This is a genomic window from Polaromonas sp. P1_A2, assembly GCF_056406895.1.
The window spans coordinates 113,927-132,716 of record NZ_JBFTZI010000001.1; the positions used below are offsets into that span (position 1 = coordinate 113,927).

Annotated in this window: 19 protein-coding genes; 10 read left to right on the top strand and 9 right to left on the bottom strand. The window is 65.3% G+C overall.

Annotated elements, in window-relative coordinates; translation table 11 throughout:
- The first annotated feature begins 37 nt into the window (after positions 1–37).
- The 5 genes from AC1D09_RS00530 (at position 38) to AC1D09_RS00550 (ending at position 4,375) form a co-directional block, all read left to right on the top strand.
- A complete protein-coding gene (locus AC1D09_RS00530) occupies positions 38–502 on the top strand; it encodes a YiaA/YiaB family inner membrane protein (RefSeq protein ID WP_477661500.1) in 465 nt (154 codons plus the stop codon).
- Positions 503–527: 25 nt separating this feature from the next.
- Positions 528–983 (top strand): hypothetical protein, encoded by a 456-nt coding sequence (locus AC1D09_RS00535; RefSeq protein WP_477700895.1) that lies wholly within the window; start codon positions 528–530, stop codon positions 981–983.
- A gap of 14 nt (positions 984–997) precedes the next feature.
- Positions 998–1,807, top strand: a complete 810-nt coding sequence (locus tag AC1D09_RS00540) for a DUF2145 domain-containing protein (protein WP_477661502.1) — start codon at positions 998–1,000, stop codon at positions 1,805–1,807.
- Positions 1,808–1,844: 37 nt separating this feature from the next.
- A complete protein-coding gene (locus AC1D09_RS00545) occupies positions 1,845–2,906 on the top strand; it encodes a serine endopeptidase (RefSeq protein WP_477661503.1) in 1,062 nt (353 codons plus the stop codon).
- Positions 2,907–3,028: 122 nt separating this feature from the next.
- Positions 3,029–4,375 carry a hypothetical protein gene (locus tag AC1D09_RS00550; protein ID WP_477661504.1) on the top strand — a complete coding sequence of 449 codons (1,347 nt, stop codon included), beginning with the start codon at positions 3,029–3,031 and terminating at the stop codon, positions 4,373–4,375.
- Between the two features lie 94 nt (positions 4,376–4,469).
- Here AC1D09_RS00550 and AC1D09_RS00555 read toward each other — a convergent pair whose 3' ends face one another.
- On the bottom strand, positions 4,470–5,471 hold the full coding sequence (locus AC1D09_RS00555) for an aldo/keto reductase (RefSeq protein ID WP_477661505.1): 1,002 nt from the start codon (positions 5,469–5,471) through the stop codon (positions 4,470–4,472).
- 236 nt (positions 5,472–5,707) lie between these two features.
- Here AC1D09_RS00555 and AC1D09_RS00560 point away from each other — a divergent pair, with 236 nt between their 5' ends.
- Positions 5,708–6,199, top strand: a complete 492-nt coding sequence (locus tag AC1D09_RS00560; RefSeq protein WP_477661506.1) for a hypothetical protein — start codon at positions 5,708–5,710, stop codon at positions 6,197–6,199.
- A gap of 18 nt (positions 6,200–6,217) precedes the next feature.
- Here the strand turns inward: AC1D09_RS00560 and AC1D09_RS00565 are convergent, their stop codons facing one another.
- From AC1D09_RS00565 to queA, 6 genes are read right to left on the bottom strand one after another with little or no spacing between them, the layout of a single operon-like run.
- A complete protein-coding gene (locus AC1D09_RS00565; protein WP_477661507.1) occupies positions 6,218–7,006 on the bottom strand; it encodes a C40 family peptidase in 789 nt (262 codons plus the stop codon).
- 47 nt (positions 7,007–7,053) lie between these two features.
- The gene (locus AC1D09_RS00570; RefSeq protein ID WP_477661508.1) at positions 7,054–8,817 is read right to left on the bottom strand and encodes an ArnT family glycosyltransferase; all 1,764 of its coding nucleotides are present in this window, start codon (positions 8,815–8,817) and stop codon (positions 7,054–7,056) included.
- Positions 8,804–9,337: a GtrA family protein gene (locus tag AC1D09_RS00575; protein ID WP_477661509.1), complete on the bottom strand. Its 534-nt coding sequence runs from the start codon at positions 9,335–9,337 to the stop codon at positions 8,804–8,806. Before AC1D09_RS00575 ends, AC1D09_RS00570 begins: the two co-directional genes overlap by 14 nt.
- A gap of 14 nt (positions 9,338–9,351) precedes the next feature.
- On the bottom strand, positions 9,352–10,596 hold the full coding sequence (locus tag AC1D09_RS00580) for a glycosyltransferase family 9 protein (RefSeq protein WP_477661510.1): 1,245 nt from the start codon (positions 10,594–10,596) through the stop codon (positions 9,352–9,354).
- Positions 10,596–11,759, bottom strand: coding sequence for a tRNA guanosine(34) transglycosylase Tgt (gene tgt / locus AC1D09_RS00585; protein WP_477661511.1), 1,164 nt, complete (start codon positions 11,757–11,759; stop codon positions 10,596–10,598). Before tgt ends, AC1D09_RS00580 begins: the two co-directional genes overlap by 1 nt.
- Positions 11,760–11,811: 52 nt before the next feature.
- Complete coding sequence (queA, locus tag AC1D09_RS00590) at positions 11,812–12,873, bottom strand: tRNA preQ1(34) S-adenosylmethionine ribosyltransferase-isomerase QueA (protein ID WP_477661512.1); 1,062 nt, start codon at positions 12,871–12,873, stop codon at positions 11,812–11,814.
- A 17-nt stretch (positions 12,874–12,890) separates the two neighbouring features.
- Between queA and recG the strand changes: the two genes are divergently transcribed.
- The 4 genes from recG to ubiA all read left to right on the top strand — a co-directional run bounded on the left by recG (position 12,891) and on the right by ubiA (position 17,532).
- Complete coding sequence (recG, locus tag AC1D09_RS00595) at positions 12,891–15,035, top strand: ATP-dependent DNA helicase RecG (protein ID WP_477661513.1); 2,145 nt, start codon at positions 12,891–12,893, stop codon at positions 15,033–15,035.
- Between the two features lie 42 nt (positions 15,036–15,077).
- Positions 15,078–16,076: a LysR substrate-binding domain-containing protein gene (locus AC1D09_RS00600; protein WP_477661514.1), complete on the top strand. Its 999-nt coding sequence runs from the start codon at positions 15,078–15,080 to the stop codon at positions 16,074–16,076.
- A gap of 93 nt (positions 16,077–16,169) precedes the next feature.
- On the top strand, positions 16,170–16,682 hold the full coding sequence (locus AC1D09_RS00605; protein WP_074579285.1) for a Dps family protein: 513 nt from the start codon (positions 16,170–16,172) through the stop codon (positions 16,680–16,682).
- Positions 16,639–17,532, top strand: a complete 894-nt coding sequence (gene ubiA, locus AC1D09_RS00610; RefSeq protein WP_477661515.1) for a 4-hydroxybenzoate octaprenyltransferase — start codon at positions 16,639–16,641, stop codon at positions 17,530–17,532. The genes AC1D09_RS00605 and ubiA overlap by 44 nt, the downstream gene beginning before the upstream one ends.
- Positions 17,533–17,604: 72 nt before the next feature.
- Here the strand turns inward: ubiA and AC1D09_RS00615 are convergent, their stop codons facing one another.
- Both AC1D09_RS00615 and proC read right to left on the bottom strand, forming a co-directional pair.
- Positions 17,605–17,823, bottom strand: a complete 219-nt coding sequence (locus AC1D09_RS00615; RefSeq protein WP_477661516.1) for a hypothetical protein — start codon at positions 17,821–17,823, stop codon at positions 17,605–17,607.
- A 130-nt stretch (positions 17,824–17,953) separates the two neighbouring features.
- Entirely contained in the window at positions 17,954–18,790 is an 837-nt protein-coding gene (gene proC / locus AC1D09_RS00620) for a pyrroline-5-carboxylate reductase (RefSeq protein WP_477661517.1), read from the bottom strand.

Sequence of the window (18,790 nt, forward strand, 5' to 3'; positions counted from 1 at the left end):
GCACATTAGCGGCACCTCAACAACCGCAAGGTTTTTTATGCAGACGCTGATACACCGTGACTCCAAACCCTGGCAACTGCAGGTCTGGGCTTCTTTCCTGATCGCTGTTTTCCTCTGCGCCGTGGGCTTGTCCTACCTGCCCGGCCGGGACCTGGACCGCGCTTTCATGGTCATGGGTTATTTCTTCTGCCTGTCGGCGGCCTTTGTGCTGGCCAAGTATGTGCGCGACCAGCAGCAAAGCAGGGCCGAAGGCAAGCTGGCCGACACGCCCATGTTCAGGCTGGTGGTGTGGGGCGGCTTCTTCCTGGCCATGTCGCTGACCGGCTGGGGCCTGTGGCGCATGGAGATCAACGAAACCTACAAGGCTTTCCTGGGCGTGAGCTGGCTCTACCTGATCACCTGCAGCTTCACCTTGGCCAAGACCTTGCGCGACAGCCATGAAGCCGACCTCAGCGAAGCCCGCATGGGCCGTGCCGCCCGCAGCCACGCGGCCAATGAATAAGCACCGCACACACCAAGGAAACATCATGAAAAATCGACTTGCCACTTATCTGTCCGCTGTCTGCATCGCCCTGGCGGGAAGCGCCGCGTTCAACGCGCAAGCCCAGTCGGAAGCCTCGGCCCTGAGCGCCGTGTCGGCCCTGCCGGTGGCTTCCGTGGTGGTCGGCGCCAGTGCCGCCGCGGGTTCCGTCGTGGCCATTCCGGTGGTGTTGTCCACGGCGGGCACTGTGCTGGTGGTCAAGACCGTCGAGAGCACGGCCCGCGGAACGCTGTATGTGCTGGAGCGCGCCTCCGACGGCGCCCGCGCCAGCATAGAGGTGGTGGGCCGGGGTGTGGCCGGCGTGTCCGTGGTGGCCGGGACGGCCGTGGTCGTCAGCGTGGTGGGCGCGGGTGTGGTGCTGTCGGCGGCCGGGGAGGCGATTGCCTTTATCCCCAATGCGCTGGGGCGCGCCTTGCTGCACAACGAACGCCTGACCCAATAAGCCGGAGCCATCCCATGAAAATCTTCAAAGCCCTTTTGCCGCTGCTGCTGGCCGTCGCGTTAGGTGCGGCACCTGCCGCCCATGCCGGGCGCTCCTGCGAAGCGCGCAAGACCACCCCCCAGACCGTGGAGCGGGCCATGGTGCTCGCCGAAAAGACCCTGGCTTCGCTCAACGCCAGCGGCGAAAAAGTCGTGCTGCTGGCGCGGGCCGGCCAGGATCTCGGCAAATACGGGTTGCGCTATTCGCACCTCGGCCTGGCCTACCAGTTACCGGACGGGCAGGGTGGCATGACCTGGCGCGTGGTGCACAAGCTCAACAGCTGTGGCACCAGCGACTCGGCGATTTACCGCCAGGGGCTGGGCGAGTTCTTTCTTGACGACTTGTGGCGCTTCGAAGCGGCCTGGGTCGCGCCATCGCCGCAAGCCCAGGCGCAGCTGCTGGCGCTGTTGCAGGACCCGGCACGGATCACGGCCATGCACCACAAGCCCTACAGCATCGTCAGTTATGTCTGGGGCCGCAAATACCAGCAGTCCAACCAGTGGGCCATTGAAACCATGGCTGCCGCCGCGGAGCCCGGCGTGGCCACGCGCGAGCAGGCGCAGGCCTGGCTGCAGTTCAAGGGCTACGAGCCCACGGTGCTCAAGCTGGGCCCTTTGACCCGGCTGGGCGGCCGCATGACGGCCGCGAACGTCGCGTTCGACGACCACCCCAACGACAAGCGTTTTGCCGACCGCATTGAAACCGTCACGGTGGACTCGGTCTTCGCCTGGCTGCAACGGGCCCGCATGACGGACGGCAAGCCTATGGTGGTGGTCGGGCTGTGAGTGATGCGTTTGTGATGTTCGGAAACTGGAGACAAGCATGGCCAATACCCTGCGATTGACGGAAAAATGGATGCACCGCGGCCTCTGGCTGGTGGCTTTTGTGTTCGCCGGCTTCCTGATAGGCTTGGGCGGCACCGTGGTGGGTGACCTCCCCAAGGTCGAGAAACAGCTCTCGCTCGACGATTACATGGATGCCAACGCCAGCACCGCGCTGCGCAATGCCATCAAGGCCGCCGAGCGCGCAGGGCAGGATGCCCAGGCCGCGCTGGAACAGGCGCAGCTCAAGCGCCGGGCGGCCCAGGCTGATTCGGCGGCCGCGCGCGAAACCTTTAACAACTGGCTGTCCACGCGGCACGCCACGCAGCTGGCCGAGCAGGACCCGGAGCTGGTCTCGCGCACGCGGGCGCTGGATGCGCTCAAGGAGCGCGAGCGCGCGGCCGGTGCGGCCGTCGAGGCCCAGCAGCAGGCCGCGCTCGATGCGCGCCAGGGCGCCGCGCGCGAACGCCGCAAGCTCCGCGAGATGGAAGAAGCCGCGCAAGTGCAGCTCAACGCCGAATACCGGCGTGTGGAATTGCGCGTGTTTTTGTACCGCCTGGCCCTGACGCTTCCGCTGCTGGCGGCGGCCGGCTGGCTGTTCGCGAAAAAACGCAAAAGCACTTACTGGCCTTTTGTCTGGGGCTTTATCTTCTTTGCGCTGTTCGCCTTCTTCGTCGAGCTGGTGCCCTACCTGCCCAGCTACGGTGGCTATGTGCGCTACATCGTGGGCATTGTTGTCACGGCACTGGTCGGCCGTCAGGCCATCGTCGCGCTGAACCGCTACCTCGAAAAGCAGAAACTGGCCGAGCAGTTGCCCGATGCGCAGCGCCGCGAGGAACTGAGCTACGACACGGCACTCAAGCGCCTGTCAAAAAGCGTGTGCCCCGGCTGCGAGCGGGCCGTGGACCTCAAGAACACGGAGATCGATTTTTGCCCGCACTGCGGCATAGGCCTGTTTGACCATTGCCTCCAATGCGCCACGCGCAAGAGCGCTTTTGCGAAGTTTTGCCATGCCTGCGGTGCAACCGCAGCTGGTTCGCAGCAGGACGCCGCCATACCTTGAGTTTGGGCAGAACATGACTGGCGCAGGACGTTCTATGACTACTCGGGGCGCCTCCCTTTGCCTACAGACGAAGTCTGTGGATGCGCGCACATTCAGTCATCTAACTTACAAAAGGTTCCATCGTGAAAACACATATTCGTCATCAGGTGGCATCGCTGTTTTTTCTCTTGCCGGTTGTTGCCGCTGTCGGCGCGCTGATGCCAGCCACGGTGATGGCCCAGGCTGCCATGCCCGAAGTCCGCTCCCTGCAGGTTAATTCCGATGGAGGTTTGAGCTCGGGTGCTGACCTTGAATTCACCGTTGAAGCGACACCGCGCGGACAAGCCAGCTTGCGTATTCGCGGGGTCCAGCGCAACATTCCGCTCAAGGAAGTTTCGCGGGGCGTTTACCGCGGCGAATACACCGTCAGGCGCCAGGACCGAATTGCCGAGACCAGCCTGATCCGTGCGACCATCAAAGTACGCAACCGTAGCGCTGCTGCCGACTACAGTTTTCCCGCCGGATTTTCGGGTAACCCGGTCGCTGCAGCACCGCCCGTGGTGGCAGGACCGCCACCCGCAGTGCTGAAAATTGATCGCTTTGCCGTGGCGCCTGTCGAGAAGATAGAGCCAGGCGCCGAACTACGATTTATGCTCAATGGCATGCCTGGCGCGACCGCTACTTTTGACATCCCCGGCGTCATGGACAACGTTGCCATGCGCGAAACCCGCCCCGGCGTCTATGAAGGCAACTACACCGTCCGGCGGCTCGACAACCTGGCGCCGTCCCGGCCTATCGTGGCCCGGCTGCGCATGGGCGACAAGGTTGTCACTTCCACCCTGGCCCAGCCCTTGACGATGGATGCCAAGGCACCCGTGCTGCGCAACCTGTCCCCTCGTGAAGGCGAAGTCGTGGCGAGCAACGCCGCCACTTCGGTGTCGGCATCTTTTGACGATGCGGGCGGTGTTGGTGTAGACCCGAAGAGTGTTCGCATTCTGCTGTCCGGCCGCAACGTGACTGCCGAGAGCAACATCACAGCGCAGTTCTTCAGCTACCGCGGCGACCTGCCGCCCGGACGCTATACGGTGGACGTGTCAGCCAAAGACCTGGTGGGCAATACGATGAACAAGGTCTGGGTCTTTGACGTGGGCGGGGCTGCTGCCGCCGTCCTCACCACGGTGCCGCTGCAGGTCACCAGCCATGCCAACAATACCGCTGTGGAGGGCAATTCCACCACAGTGCGCGGAAAGACTGCGCCAGGCGCCACGGTCGACGTCAAGGTCCATGCCATTGCACCGGTTGCCGGTCTGTTCGGTGTGGCGCAGGATGTGCTTTCCGAGCGGGTCCAGGCGGACGGCGCAGGAAACTTCTCCTTCAGTTTTTCACCGCGCCTGCCCCTGCCTGGTACTCGTTATGAAATTGCCATGACCGCGCGTAAAGCGGAGCTCGCCACCGAGTCTCGGCTGGAGCTGTTCCAGAAACAGAACTAGGCACTCCGGGCCTGTTGCGCGGGTTACCCTCGTCTCGCCGGCGCAAGTTGTTATTGATGACATACCGAAGGCCGTGGAAAGGGTATATCGCCAGTCAGACTGGACGGCCGAAGAAGGGATAGCCCGGGTCGTTATAGCCGTGGCTGGACGCGTGGCCGGGCACCACCAGTTCGTTGACAAAGGCTTCGTCGTCCTTGTCCAGCACCAGGTCCACCGCGCCGTAGACGTCCTCCAGGTGGGGCAGGGTGCGCGGGCCGACGATGACCGAGCTGACCAGCGGGTTGGCCAGCACCCAGGCTGCGGCGAACTGGCCGGGAACCTGGCCTTTGCCTTCGCAACGGGTCTTGATCTTCTGCGCGATCAGCAGTGATTCTTCGCGAAACTCGGTTTCCAGGATGCGTTTGTCGCCGCTGCCGGCGCGCGTGCCTTCGGCCGGCGGCTGGCCGGGCGGGTATTTGCCGGTGAGCACGCCGCGCGCCAGCGGGCTGTAGGGCACCACACCCAGGCCGTAGTGGCCGCAGGCCGGCAGGATTTCGACTTCCGGGCCGCGATTGAGCAGGTTGTAGTAAGGCTGGCACACGGCGGGTTGCGGCACGCCCAGTTCCTTGCACAGGCGCACCACCTCGGCGATGCGCCAGCCGCGGAAGTTGGACAGGCCGAAGCTGCGCAGCTTGCCCGCGCGTATCAAATCGCCCAGCGCGCGCACCGCTTCCTCGAGGTTTTCCTCGTGGTAGTCGCGGTGCAGGTAGAGGATGTCCAGGTAGTCGGTCTGCAGCCGCGCGAGGATGGCGTCGGTCTGCTGCACCAGCCAGCGGCGCGAGTAATGGCTTTCATTGATGCTGTCGCTGACCGCATTGCCCAGCTTGCTGGCCAGCACCCAGTGCTGCCGCTGGCCGGCCAGCAGCTTGCCCACGTCTTTTTCGGACTGGCCCTGGTTGTAGACGTCGGCGGTGTCTATGAAGTTGAGGCCGTGCTCGCGCGCCGAGGCCACGATGCGTGCCGCTTCTTCAAAAGGCGTCTGCTTGCCGAACATCATGGTGCCCAGGCACAGGACGGAGACTTTGAGGTTGCTGTTTCCAAGGCGGCGGTATTGCATGGTCATCTTTGCGGCAAAAAAACAATAAAGGGGAAGGGCCTGATGTTGCCTCAGCTTGTTGTCTTGCGCTGTGGGTCGGCTATTTCGCGGGTGGCCGGCGTCCGGAATTTCGGTGAAGTATCTGAATTTGATGCTTATCGTACAAATCAGATGATCTTGTATCTTTAAATGCAACCTTTTGAACGCCCCCCCGCACACTGCGCCCACAAGCATGTGCTTGGGCCTTCGGGTTATTTATGAAGATCGCTTCTTCCTTGTCTTCCCTGTTCCCCCTGTCACGCCTCTCACGGTTGTCGCGTCGCACGGCTCTGGCCGCCGCGGTGCTGGGCGCCACGGCCCTGACGGGCTGCTATGTTGTGCCGGTGCAGCCTGCACATCCGCCGGTCACTTCCACGGTCTACGTCACGCCGGCTGTCCCGGCCAGCACGACCTTTGCGGCGCGGCTCTACCCGGCCAACGACATGGCCCGTGCCTACGGCATGGTGGGGGCGGTGGTGACCAACGACATGAACGGGCGCGGGACGTTCACCACCAACATCAACGGCGAGAGCTTTACCGGAGAGGCCACGCGCATCGCGGGTTCATCGACGCGTGAAGGCGTGGCCAATGGTTCGGGCAGCCGGGGCAACTACATCAGCTGCCGCTATCAGATGAACTCGTCCACCCTGGGCACCGGGCAGTGCAGGCTGTCCAACGGCGCCGAGTTCACCATGCATGTGGGCGGCTGAACCTGGCGCGGAACGGGCTTACTGCCCGAACTGCTCCGCCGCTGCGACCTGCGGCGCCGCCTTGAGGTGGCCCACATACTGCAGCGGCTTGTGAATCCGGATGGAGGGCACGTCGCCCTCCCTCATGTGCAGCAGGTCGCCGGGGTTGATCAGGCGCGGATCGGCGTCGGTGAGCGGCAGGCCGGCGCTGCGGTAGGCCTCCAGGATGAACTGCGAGCAGAAGAACTGGTCGTTGCGTCCCAGGCCCAGCTGCACGGCCGCGATGCCGCGTATGCAGAAGTCGCGCACCATGGACGGCACCAGCGGCAATTCGCACATGCGCCGCTCCAGCGCGAACGGGGCCTGCAGCATCACACCGACGTAGTTGTATTTCTGGCCTTCGTGGCGGGCCACAAAGCTGTTGATCTTCACGGCCTGCCCAGCCGTGAGGTCGGGGTGGCGAAAGGCCACCACCGTCGCTTCGTCTTCCAGCATCGCGTCCACGCTGCGGATGCGTATGCCCGAACCCACGGCTTCGGCGATCTGCCGGTTGCCCATGTAGACCGCGGCATGGCTCACGGGCGACAGCGTGATCAGGCGTATGCCGACCGAGTTCAGCCCGTTTTCGGCGGTGAGGATGATGTCGCCCGGGCGCAGCGTGTCGGCGTTGACCAGTTCCCCCCCGTTGCCCGGGTTGAGCGCCATGTTCTGGAAGCCCAATGTAGGCGCGCCGCTGGTTTCATGCGGCTTGATGGCCGTGGCGCAGCCGCCCAGCCCCAGCATGGCCGCCAGGGCCAACATCCCTGCAAATCGGGTGAGTCGGAGCATGGTGTTTCCTCGTTGTTGTTTGTTTGCAGGGGTGGAGCCGCAAGGGATTACGGCGCGGCCCGCTCGACCAGGTACTCTTTGGCGTACCAGAAGGTTTCCGGCGACTTGAAGGCGCCCAGCGTACCTTCTTTTTCGTCCTGGCGCGAACGCAGGTCCCAGCGCTCGTCAATGACGCGGCATGGCTCGCAGGGCTTTTCCCCGGGGCGGCGCTGCACCAGGGCGTAGCGCGTGTTCTTGAAGAGCGCGTCCATGTCCTGGTAATCCACCGGTTGCGCGGCGAAGTAGGGCACGATTTTGGCGCCGGGGATGATGAACTCGTAGCGCTCGAAATGCCCATTGAAGTTGCTGGGCACCGATACCGCCTGGCCTTTGAGCAGCGCATTGGTTTCCGCGCGGAAGCGGCCCATGTCGCCGTTGAAGGGCGCGGTGACCCAGGCCAGCGCGAACAGCACCGCAAAACTGCTGAGCGCGGCGACGGGCCGGGTCCATCGGGGTTTGGCCATGCCCGCAATGCAGGCGGCGGCCAGCACGGCCAGGAAGATCCAGTACAGCGGCGAGAACAGCCAGGTGTCCTGCGTGGCGCGCACGCCGCCATAGCCGATCAGGCCCATGGCCAGCGCGCCTATGAGGCAGATCACCAGGGTCAGGCTGAACCAGATCCGCGCGATGCGCTCCCAGTAGAGCGCGATCAGCACGGCCAGCGCCGGCATGGCGGGAATCAGGTAACGCGTGGAGCGCTGCGTGGGCACCATGAACACCAGTGCGAAGGCCAGCAGCCATATCCACAGCGCTTTTTCGGTATCGCTGATGGACTGGCCCGTGGCTTTGCGCTGGCGCCAGGCTTTCCATGCCGCCCAGGTACAGCCCACCGCGACAGGCAGCAGGAACAGCGCGTTGGAGTAATAGCCCGTCAGGATGGTCAGGATGCCGCTGCTGCCGCTAAAGGCAATGGCGAAGTAGCCTTTGGACGAGTTCATCTTGCCGGCGTTCTCGCCGACGACGAATTCGCGCCAGACCTCGCCCGGCTGCGGGTCTATGGCAAACCACAGGCCGAAAATCGCCAGGGCCAGCGCGCAGATGGCCGCCACCTTGAGGCCGTCGCCGACGATGCCGGGCCGCAAGACTTCCCAGGCCGGCTTGCGCGCACCCAGCAGCTGGTAGCACAGCGCCAGCGCAAAGCCCACCGGCACCACCATGACAAAAGACTTGTAAAGGCAGCCTATGCCGATGGCGATGCCCGCCAGCAGCGGAAACTGCCAGCGCGAGGCCAGCAGCTTTGCGGGCGACCAGGCAATCGCAAACAACACGCCGAACAGCCAGAAGGTTTCGGGTGCGCTCGTCAGGTAGGGCCGGCCGTAGCGGTAGGTGCTGAAGAAGGACAGGTAGACGATGGCGGCGATGGCGCCCATGGCCAGCGCGTGGCGGCGGCGGTCGGCCGGCGCGGTTTCACCGTGGACGACCTTCCAGGCCAGCAGCGCTGTCATCAGGGCGATGGCCCAGGTATAGGCAATACTGGGCAGGCGCAGGTTGAGCAGCGTCCAGTGCTCACCCCAGCCGCCGGCCACCATGGCCTGCCAGAACAGCACCGGCGGCTTGGTGTTGCGCATGAAGTCGTAGGAACTCACCAGCGGCAGCCAGTGGCCGGTTTGCGCCGTGAGCCGCGCGATGTGAGCGTAGACCAGCTCGTCGCCGTTGCGCGGGATGTGGTCGCCGGCCAGGCCGAACAAATAGCCCAGGGCGACCAGCAGGGCCAGCCCTATCCAGATGCGGTGGGCGGGAAAGCGTGTTTTCAGGGACTCAGGGCTTGTCATGGACATCGGCGGGCGGTGGGTGCGCGGCGGCATCGGCTGCAATTTTGGCGCGGCGGCGGCGGAAAGTCATGCGGTCGTTGGCCACAAAATTGCAGACGCTGGACAGTACGATGGCCAGCACATTGGCCAGCAGGTAGTGCATATACAGGGCCAGCCATTTGGTCAGCAGCGACTGCAGCACGATGGCCAGGCCGGCGGCCATCACGTACTTGGAGAAGAGGAACAGCGCCGAATGGTGGACTTCGTGCTTGCGGTCGCGCCAGGTCAGGCGCCGGTTCCAGTAGAAGTTGCTGATGGTGGCGACGGTGATGGCCAGCGCGATGGAGTAGTTGAGCCGGTCATGGAAGTCCGCGATCCAGTTGAACAAAAACTCCTGCGCGAGGTAGAGCACCGCGAGGTTGACCACCGTACCGCTGGCACCCACCACGCCGAACTTGATGAAGCGCCAGCGCACCATGGGCTGCAGGCGCGCGGGCAGGCGCCGGATCACGGCCTCGGCAAAAGATCGGAGTGTGGACATCAGGGGGTATGGGTTCAGGGCGCCGCCAGGCACTCGCGCGCCTTGGCCAATACGGTGTCCGGTGCGATGACCTTCAGGCACTGGTTGTCGCCGTCGCAATAGGATGAGCGGTGGTTGTAGGCGGTCAGGCAGGGCGAGCAGGGCCACTGGCTGTAAAAGGAATGGCACTGCGGCGTGAGCGGCGCATACAGGCCCGGTGTCTCGGGGCCGAACAGCATCAGCGTCCAGATCGGCGTGAGCGCCGCGAACTGGCCAGGCCCGCCGTCGTTGGTGACCAAGAGGCGCGCCACATGGAACAGCGCCAGCAGCTCGGAGATCGAGCGCGTGTAGCCGGTCAGGTCTATGACGGAGCTGGTCGGGTTGGCCGGAAAGGCGGCCTGCACATCGGCCACCAGTTGCCGCGCCAGAGCCTGGTCGTCCTTCAGGCCTATCACCGCCACGGCGCAACCGTCGGCCACCAGGCCCCGGCACAGCGCGGTGTAGGAATCCAGCGGCCAGGCGCGTATCGGCAGGATGCCGCCGCCCGGATAGACCAGCACCAGGGGCTTGCCGGCGATCGCGGGAAAGTCCTGCGCCAGGCGGGCCTCAATGCCCGGCACCAGCGCCGGGTCCAGCTGCACGTGCGGCGGCGCTTTGCCGCTTGCCGCCGCCAGATTGGCCGGCAGCTTGGACTTGGGCACGGCGGTCGAATCAATCGCTCGCGCCAGCGTCAGGAACTGCGCGCTGATGTGGTGGTAGGGGTTGTAGGGCACCGGCCGGTTGATGTGCGAGCCGCGGTACAGGCCTTCCTGCGTGTGGCGGTGAAAGCCCACGCGGATGCGCGCGCCGCTGGCGTACGACAGCAGGCTGCTGATGCGCGAGAACAGCTCGCAGTCAATCGCCACGTCGACATGCGCGCGGCGCAGCTCGCCGATCGCCTTCCACAGGCTGGACAGCAGGCCGCCCAGCGACTTGTCGTCCACCGTATGCACGTTGGCCGGGTCCACCACCTGCATGAGGTCCAGAATCTCGCGGTTCTTGCCGAACAGCAGGGCATGCAGCGGCGCATCGGGGTAGCGTTGCTTGAGCTGCGCGAACATCTCATGGGCCAGCACCAGGCTGCCCATTTCCGACAGCAAGATCACCACGATGGCGCGCGGCGCCTGGTCAATCTTGCCGTCCTTGCGAAAGCGCCGCGCCACGGCGTCCACCGCGGAGACGGCCGCGCACAGCGGAATGCCTGCCCAGCGGTCTATCCAGCGTTGCAAGTTGATGTTCATTACACCCCCCGCTGCCTGTCGGCACGGAACCGCGCGCTGAATTCGCCGAAGCGGCCGGCGTCCAGCGCATCGCGCACTTCCTGCATGAGGTTGAGGTAGTAATGCAGGTTGTGGATGCTGGACAGCATGGGGCCCAGCATTTCGCCGCAGCGGTCCAGGTGGTGCATATAGGCGCGCGAGAAGTTTTTGCAGGTGTAGCAGCTGCAGGTCGCATCCACCGGCTGGTCTTCGGTCTTGTAGCGCGCGTTGCGTATCTTCAGGTCGCCGAAGCGCGTGAACATATGGCCGTTGCGCGCATTGCGCGTGGGCATCACGCAGTCGAACATGTCGACGCCGGCGGCCACGCCCTCGACCAGGTCTTCGGGTGTGCCCACGCCCATCAGGTAGCGCGGCTTTTTGGCGGGCAGGCGGTGCGGCGTGTGCGCCATGATGCGCTGCATCTCTTCCTTGGGCTCGCCCACGCTGACGCCGCCCACGGCATAGCCCGGCAGGTCCAGCTGGACCAGCGCGTCCAGCGATTCCTGGCGCAGGTTTTCAAACATGCCGCCCTGCACGATGCCGAACAGCGCGTTGGGGTTCTCCAGCTTGTTGAACTCGGCGATGCAGCGGCCGGCCCAGCGCAGGCTCAGTTCCATGGAATGGCGCGCTTCGCTTTCGGTGGTGATGTGGCCCTTGGTGTCGTAAGGCGTGCATTCGTCGAACTGCATCACGATGTCGCTGTTGAGCACGGTCTGGATCTGCATGGAGATTTCGGGCGTCAGGAACAGCTTGTCGCCGTTGACGGGCGAGGCGAACTTCACGCCCTCTTCGGAAATCTTGCGCATCTCGCCCAGCGACCAGACCTGGAAGCCGCCGCTGTCGGTCAGTATCGGCTTGTTCCAGCTTTCAAACTTGTGCAGGCCGCCGAATTGCTGCATCACGTCCAGGCCGGGCCGCATCCAGAGGTGGAAGGTGTTGCCCAGGATGATTTGCGCACCCATATCGTGCAGCGATTGCGGCATCACGCCCTTGACCGTGCCGTAGGTGCCGACCGGCATGAAGATGGGGGTTTGCACCACGCCGTGGTTGAGCGTCAGCTTGCCGCGGCGGGCGTAGCTGCCGAGATAGGCGCCGGCGCCTTCGCCGGCCGGCGCGTCGGTCTTCAGAACTTCAAATTCGAGCATCTTGGGATTGTCGCAGGTGTACGCGGGGAGATTCAGGCGCCCTCAGGCCCCGTCAGTTGCGGGCCAGAGGGGTTTTGCGCGCCAGCAGCATGGCGTCGCCATAGCTGAAAAAGCGGTAACGCTGGGCGATCGCATGCCGGTACAGCGCCATGATGTGCTCATAGCCCGAAAACGCGCTGACCAGCATCATCAAGGTGCTTTTGGGCAGGTGGAAGTTGGTCAGCAACAGGTCGACCACGGCGAACTCGAAGCCCGGCGTGATGAAGATGTTGGTGTCATTGCACTCGGGGCCGAACTTGGCGTAGGACTCCAGCGCGCGCACCGTGGTCGTGCCCACGGCCACCACGCGGCCGCTGCGCGCCTTGCAGGCGGCGACGGCCTCGCGCGTGGCCGGGGGCACCTCAAAGCGCTCAAAGTGCATGGTGTGTTCGGCGATGTTTTCGGCCTTGACGGGCTGGAAGGTGCCCGCGCCCACATGCAGGGTCACGCTGGCCCGCCGGATGCCGCGCGCCTCCAGCTCGGCCAGCACGGCCTCGTCAAAATGCAGGGCGGCCGTGGGCGCCGCCACGGCGCCCGGGTTTTTGGCGAACACCGTCTGGTAACGCTGCTCGTCCTCGGCGGAATCGGTATGCGTGATGTAAGGCGGCAGCGGCACATGGCCGTGCTGCGCCATCAGCGCGTAGGGGTCGCTGCTCAGGCGAAAGCGGTACAGCGGCCCGCTGTCCTCGGGCCAGCGGCCCAGCAAGGTGGCGGTGAAGCCGCCGTCCATTTGCAGCACCGCGCCCGGCAGCGGTTTTTTGCTGACCTTCATGTGGGCGGCGACTTCATGGCCCTGGTCCGCATGGGGCGAGAGCACCCGCTCTATCAGCAGCTCCAGCTTGCCGCCGCTGGCTTTCTGGCCGAAGAGGCGGGCCTTGACCACCTTGGTGTCGTTGAAAACCAGCAGGTCGCCGGGTTGCAGCAGGCCGGGGAGTTCGGTGAAACGCCGGTCCACCGGCGGGCTTTCGCGCCCGTCGAGCAGGCGCGAGGCGCTGCGCTGGGCGGCGGGGTGTTGGGCTATGAGTTCTTCGGGCAGTGCGAAATCAAAATCGCCTAGGCTGAAATGCGTTTTCATGAAGGCACAATTGTCCCATGTCGCCACCCGGTGCTCCCGCCCGCAAAACCGCCCCGCCCGAGGCCGGGGAACTGGCTGCGGCCCAGGCCAGGCCTGAAAAAGCCCCGGCCAAGTCGCCGGCGCAAAAAGCCCTGGAAAAACTGGGCCTGCGCCGCGACATCGATCTGGCCCTGCATTTACCCCTGCGCTACGAGGACGAAACCCGCATCGTGCGCCTGGCCGACGCCCGCGACGGCGACCTGGTGCAGATCGAGGGCGTGGTGACGCACAGCGACGTCGCCTTCCGGCCGCGCCGCCAGCTGCGCGTGACGGTGGACGACGGCAGCGACACCTGCGTGCTGCGTTTCATCAATTTTTACCCCGCCCACCAGAAGACGCTCAGCGTGGGCGCGCGCGTGCGCGTGCGCGGCGAGCTACGCGGAGGCTTTGTCGGCCGCGAGATGATCCACCCCAGTTTCAGGCTGGCCGAAGGCGAGCTGCCGGGCGCGCTGACGCCGGTCTATCCCACGGTGGCCGGCCTGCCGCAGAACTATTTGCGCAAGGCGGTGCTCAGCGGGCTGTTCCGCGCCGACCTGCGCGAGACACTTCCCCAGGAAGTGCTGGGCAAGGGCTTGCCGCAAGCCCTGTGGAGCCTGCGCGAGGCGCTGCAGTTCCTGCACCACCCGACGCCTGACGTGTCGCTGGCCACGCTGGAAGACCGCAGCCACCCGGCCTGGCAGCGCCTGAAAGCCGAGGAGCTGCTGGCCCAGCAGCTGTCGCAGCTGCAGGCCAGGCGCATACGCGCGGCCATGCGCGCGCCGGCGCTCACGGGCCCGGCCATGCGCGGCCCGCAATGCACGCTGGAAGAACAATTGCTGGAACGCCTGCCCTTCCGGCTCACCGCGGCCCAGCAGCGCGTGTGCGGCGAAATCGAGGCGGACCTGAAGAAAAACATCCCCATGCACCGCCTGCTGCAGGGCGATGTGGGCGCCGGCAAGACCGTGGTGGCGGCGCTGGCCGCGGCCCGCTGCATGGACGCGGGCTGGCAATGCGCGCTGATGGCGCCCACCGAAATCCTGGCCGAGCAGCATTTCCGCAAGCTCATTGGCTGGCTGGAGCCCCTGGGCATCAAGACCGCCTGGCTGACCGGTAGCCAGAAGGCCAAGGAGCGGCGCGAGATGCTGGCGATGATAGAAAGCGGCGACGCCGGCCTGGTGGTGGGCACGCATGCGGTGATCCAGGACAAGGTGAAGTTCAAGAACCTGGCGCTGGCCATCATCGACGAGCAGCACCGCTTCGGCGTGGCGCAGCGCCTGGCCCTGCGCAGCAAGATGACTGAAGGCGGCGAAGAACCTCATTTGCTCATGATGACCGCCACCCCGATTCCGCGCACTCTGGCCATGAGTTATTACGCCGACCTCGACGTCTCCACCATCGACGAGCTGCCGCCCGGCCGCACGCCCATCGTGACCAAGGTGGTCAGCGACGCACGGCGCGACGAGGTGATCACTCGCATACGCGGCCAGCTCGCCGAGGGGCGCCAGATTTACTGGGTCTGCCCGCTGATCGAGGAAAGCGAGTCCATCGACCTCGTCAACGCGACCCAGACCCATGAAGCCTTGAGCGCGGCCTTGCCGGGCGTGATGGTCGGCCTGCTGCATTCGCGCATGCCGATGGCTGAAAAAAAGGCGGTCATGGCGCTGTTCACCGGCGGGCAGATGGGTGTGCTGGTCAGCACCACGGTGATAGAGGTGGGCGTGGACGTGCCCAATGCCTCGCTGATGGTGATAGAGCACGCCGAGCGTTTCGGCCTGAGCCAGCTGCACCAGCTGCGCGGCCGGGTCGGGCGCGGGGCGGCGGCTTCGGCCTGCGTGCTGCTGTATTCCACCGGCGATGCGCCCCGGCTCGGCGAGATGGCGCGCGAGCGCCTCAAGGCCATGGCGCAGACCAATGACGGCTTCGAGATCGCCCGGCGCGACCTGGAAATCCGCGGGCCGGGCGAATTCCTGGGCGCGCGGCAGTCGGGCGCGCCGCTGCTGCGTTTTGCCGACCTCGCCACCGACACGGAATTGCTGGCCTGGGCGCGCGGCCTGGCGCCCACCATGCTGGACCGGCATGCGGAACTCGCGCACCGGCACATCCTGCGCTGGCTGGGCGGCAAGGCGGAGTACCTCAAGGCCTGAACACCGCGATACGGCAGGCGAGAAAAGCAGGACAATAAGCCCATGACGCTGACCGAACTCAAATACATCGTCGCCGTTGCCCGGGAAAAGCATTTCGGCAAGGGCGCCGATGCCTGCCACGTTTCCCAGCCCACGCTCAGCGTGGCCATCAAGAAGCTGGAAGAGGAGTTGCAGGTCAAGCTGTTTGAGCGCAATGCCAATGAAATCACGGTCACCCCGCTGGGCGAGGAGATCGTGCGCCAGGCCCAGAGCGTGCTCGAGCAGGCCGACAACATCCGTGAAATCGCCAAGCGCGGCAAGGACCCGCTGTCCGGCCCGCTGCGCCTGGGCGTCATTTACACCATAGGCCCTTACCTGCTGCCCGACCTGGTGCGCCAGGCCATCGCGATGACGCCGCAGATGCCGCTGATGCTGCAGGAGAATTTCACCGTCAAGCTGCTCGAGGAACTGCGCACCGGCGAAATCGACTGCGCCATCCTGGCCGAGCCCTTCCCGGACGCCAACCTGGCGATCGCGCCGCTCTATGACGAGCCCTTCATGGCGGCCGTGCCCAGCGCGCATGCGCTGGCCGCGCGCGGCGGCGTGACGGCCGAGGAGCTCAAGAAGGAAACCATGCTGCTGCTGGGTACCGGCCACTGCTTTCGCGACCATGTGCTGGAGGTCTGCCCCGAGTTCGCGCGCTTTTCCAGCAGCGCCGAAGGTATCAGCAAAAGCTTTGAGGGCTCCTCGCTGGAGACCATCAAGCACATGGTGGCGGCCGGCATGGGCATTACGCTGGTACCCCGTTTGGGCGTGCCCAAGGAAGCGCTGGCCGAGCAGGCCGCCGCCAAAAAGGCGGGGAAAGGAAAAACCGCCCCGGCCCGCGGCAAGGTGGCCGCAGAGCAACCTTCGTTCATCAAATACCTGCCCTTCGAGGGCGACGTGCCGAGCCGGCGCGTGGTACTGGCCTGGCGGCGCAGCTTCACGCGTTATGAAGCCATCGCCGCGCTGCGCAACGCCATCTACGCCTGCGAGCTGCCCGGCGTCATCCGCCTGTCTTGAAGCCCGCCTATGGCGCGCATTGACGGCGGCTGTTGCGGCCGCCATCCCGATTTCGTTAAAGTTGCCCCTGAATTTTCAAAAAAAGGAAACCCAATGGCCAAGCCTTCCGCCAAACCCAATGGAAAAGCCGCACCCTCCATCAACATCGGCATCAGCGAAAAAGACCGCGCGGCCATCGCCAAGGGCCTGAGCCGCCTGCTGGCCGACACCTACACGCTTTACCTCACCACCCACAACTTCCACTGGAATGTGACGGGCCCCATGTTCAATACACTGCACCTGATGTTCATGACGCAGTACACCGAACTCTGGGCCGCGGTCGACCCCGTCGCCGAACGCATACGCTCGCTGGGCCATCCCGCGCCGGGCTCTTATGCGCAGTTCAGCAAGCTGGCGTCGATTCCCGATGTGCCGGTGCTGCCGCCCAAGGCGCTCGAGATGGTGCGCATCCTGGTGCAGGGCCATGAAGCCGTGGCGCGCACCGCGCGCGAGCTGTTCCCGCTGGCCGACAAGGCCCATGACGAACCGACGGCCGATTTGCTGACCCAGCGCCTGACGGTGCATGAGCAGACCGCGTGGATGCTGCGCTCGCTGCTTGAAGAATAAGCTCGCCCTCTATCTTCAGCTGATCCGCTGGAACCGCCCGGCGGGCTGGCTGCTGCTGCTGTGGCCTACGCTGTCGGCGCTGTGGGTGGCTTCGCACGGCTTTCCGGGCTGGCACCTGGTGGCGGTGTTCACGCTGGGGACCATCCTGATGCGCAGCGCGGGCTGCTGCGTCAACGACGTGGCCGACCGGGACTTTGACCGCCACGTCAAACGCACGGCCCAGCGGCCGGTCACCAGCGGCGCGCTGTCGGTGCGCGAAGCGCTCATCGTCGGCGCGGTGCTCGCGCTGCTGGCCTTCGGCCTGGTGCTCACCACCAATACCGCCACCATCGCCTGGTCGTTCGCGGCGCTGGCGATCGCGCTGGCCTACCCTTTTGCCAAGCGTTATGTGTCCATGCCGCAGGCCGTGCTGGGCGTGGCCTTCAGTTTCGGCATTCCCATGGCTTTTGCCGCCGTGCAGTCGCGCGTGCCGCTGCTGGCCTGGGTGCTGCTGCTGGGCAACCTGTTCTGGGTGGTGGCTTACGACACCGAATACGCCATGGTGGACCGCGACGACGACCTCAAGATAGGCATGAAAACCTCGGCCATCACGCTGGGCCGTTTTGACGTGGCGGCGGTGATGGTGTGCTACGCCGCCTACCTGGTGGTCTGGGCCTGGGTCCTGCCGGACATGGTGCGCCAATCGCCCGTTTTTTGGGTCGCCATGGGCGTAGCCCTGCTGCAGGCCTTGTGGCATGGCTGGCTGATTCGCAAGCGCGGGCGCGAGGACTGCTTCAAGGCCTTTCGCCTCAACCACTGGCTGGGTTTTGCGGTTTTTGCGGGCATCGCCCTGTCTTACCTGGGCCGCTGACCGCGCAAGGCCCGGAAGGCGCCCATAAAAAAGCCCGCGTGAAGCGGGCTTTTTTGCGTCAGCCTGAGCTGGTCAGACGGCGGCCTTCTTGGCCTTTGCCTTGCGCTTGGCTTTCTTGGCCTTTGCCTTGGTGGCGGGGGCTGCTTTTTGGGCGGGTGCTGCGGCAGGCGCGGCAGCGGGGGCTGCTGCAGGTGCTGCGGCGGGAGCCTGGGCCGATGCGGATGTGGAAATCACGGCCAGGGGCATGGCGAGGACGGCTGCGCTGATGAGGGTGGACAGAAGTTTGTTCATGTGAAGCTCCGGATGTTGGGAAAAGTTGTAACGCGGATGCTGCCGGGGTGTCCCACAGGGTGTGGATCAAGACAAGCTGCACGTACGCTCCTGTTCAACGTTTGCCGCCGCCGGGCGGTTGACGCGTCTTTCAGGCGCCGCCGAACTCGTCGCCCAGCTCGGCGGCGCGTTGCCGGGCGGCGTGGATGGCGCGCATGAACTGCATCTTGACGCGGTCCTGCTCCATCGATGTCAGCGCAGCGTAAGTCGTGCCGCCTTTGGAGGTGACCCGCGCGCGCAGCTCCTGCGGCGGCTCATCGGAGGCCTGTGCCAGCGCGGAGGCGCCCACAAAGGTGCCGATCGCGAGCTGGCGCGCCTGCGCCAGGGGCAGGCCCATGTCAGTGCCGGCCTCGATCATGGCCTCGATGAAATAAAACACATAGGCCGGGCCTGAGCCGGACAGCGCGGTCACCGCGTCCAGCTGGGCTTCCTCGGCCAGCCACAGGTAGTCGCCCGTGGGCTTGAGTACTTTTTCGATCGCCTGCCTGTCGGCGCCGGTGGCGGCCTCGCGGGCGAACAGCGCCGTCATGCCCTTGCCGACCAGCGCCGGTGTGTTGGGCATGGCGCGCACCACGCGCTCGGTGCCCAGCCAGTGCGCAATGCTGCCGGAGCGCACGCCGGCCGCCACGCTCAGGTGCAGGGCGGTTTTGGTGTGAAAGCGCGTTTGCAGGGCCGCATCCTTGAAGACCTGCGGCTTGACCGCCCAGACGACCAGGCCGGCGGCGGCCAGCCAGGCGCCCGGGCCTTCGTGAACCTGAATGCCGAATTGCTGCGCGAGCTTGGCGCGCTGCTCGGCGAAAGGCTCGACCACCTGGATCTGGCCGGCCGGCAGGCCCTGCTTGAGCAGGCCGCCGATGATGGCGCTGGCCATGTTGCCGCCGCCTATGAAGGCGATGTGTTCGGTGTTTGCGCGGGAGGTGGATGTCAT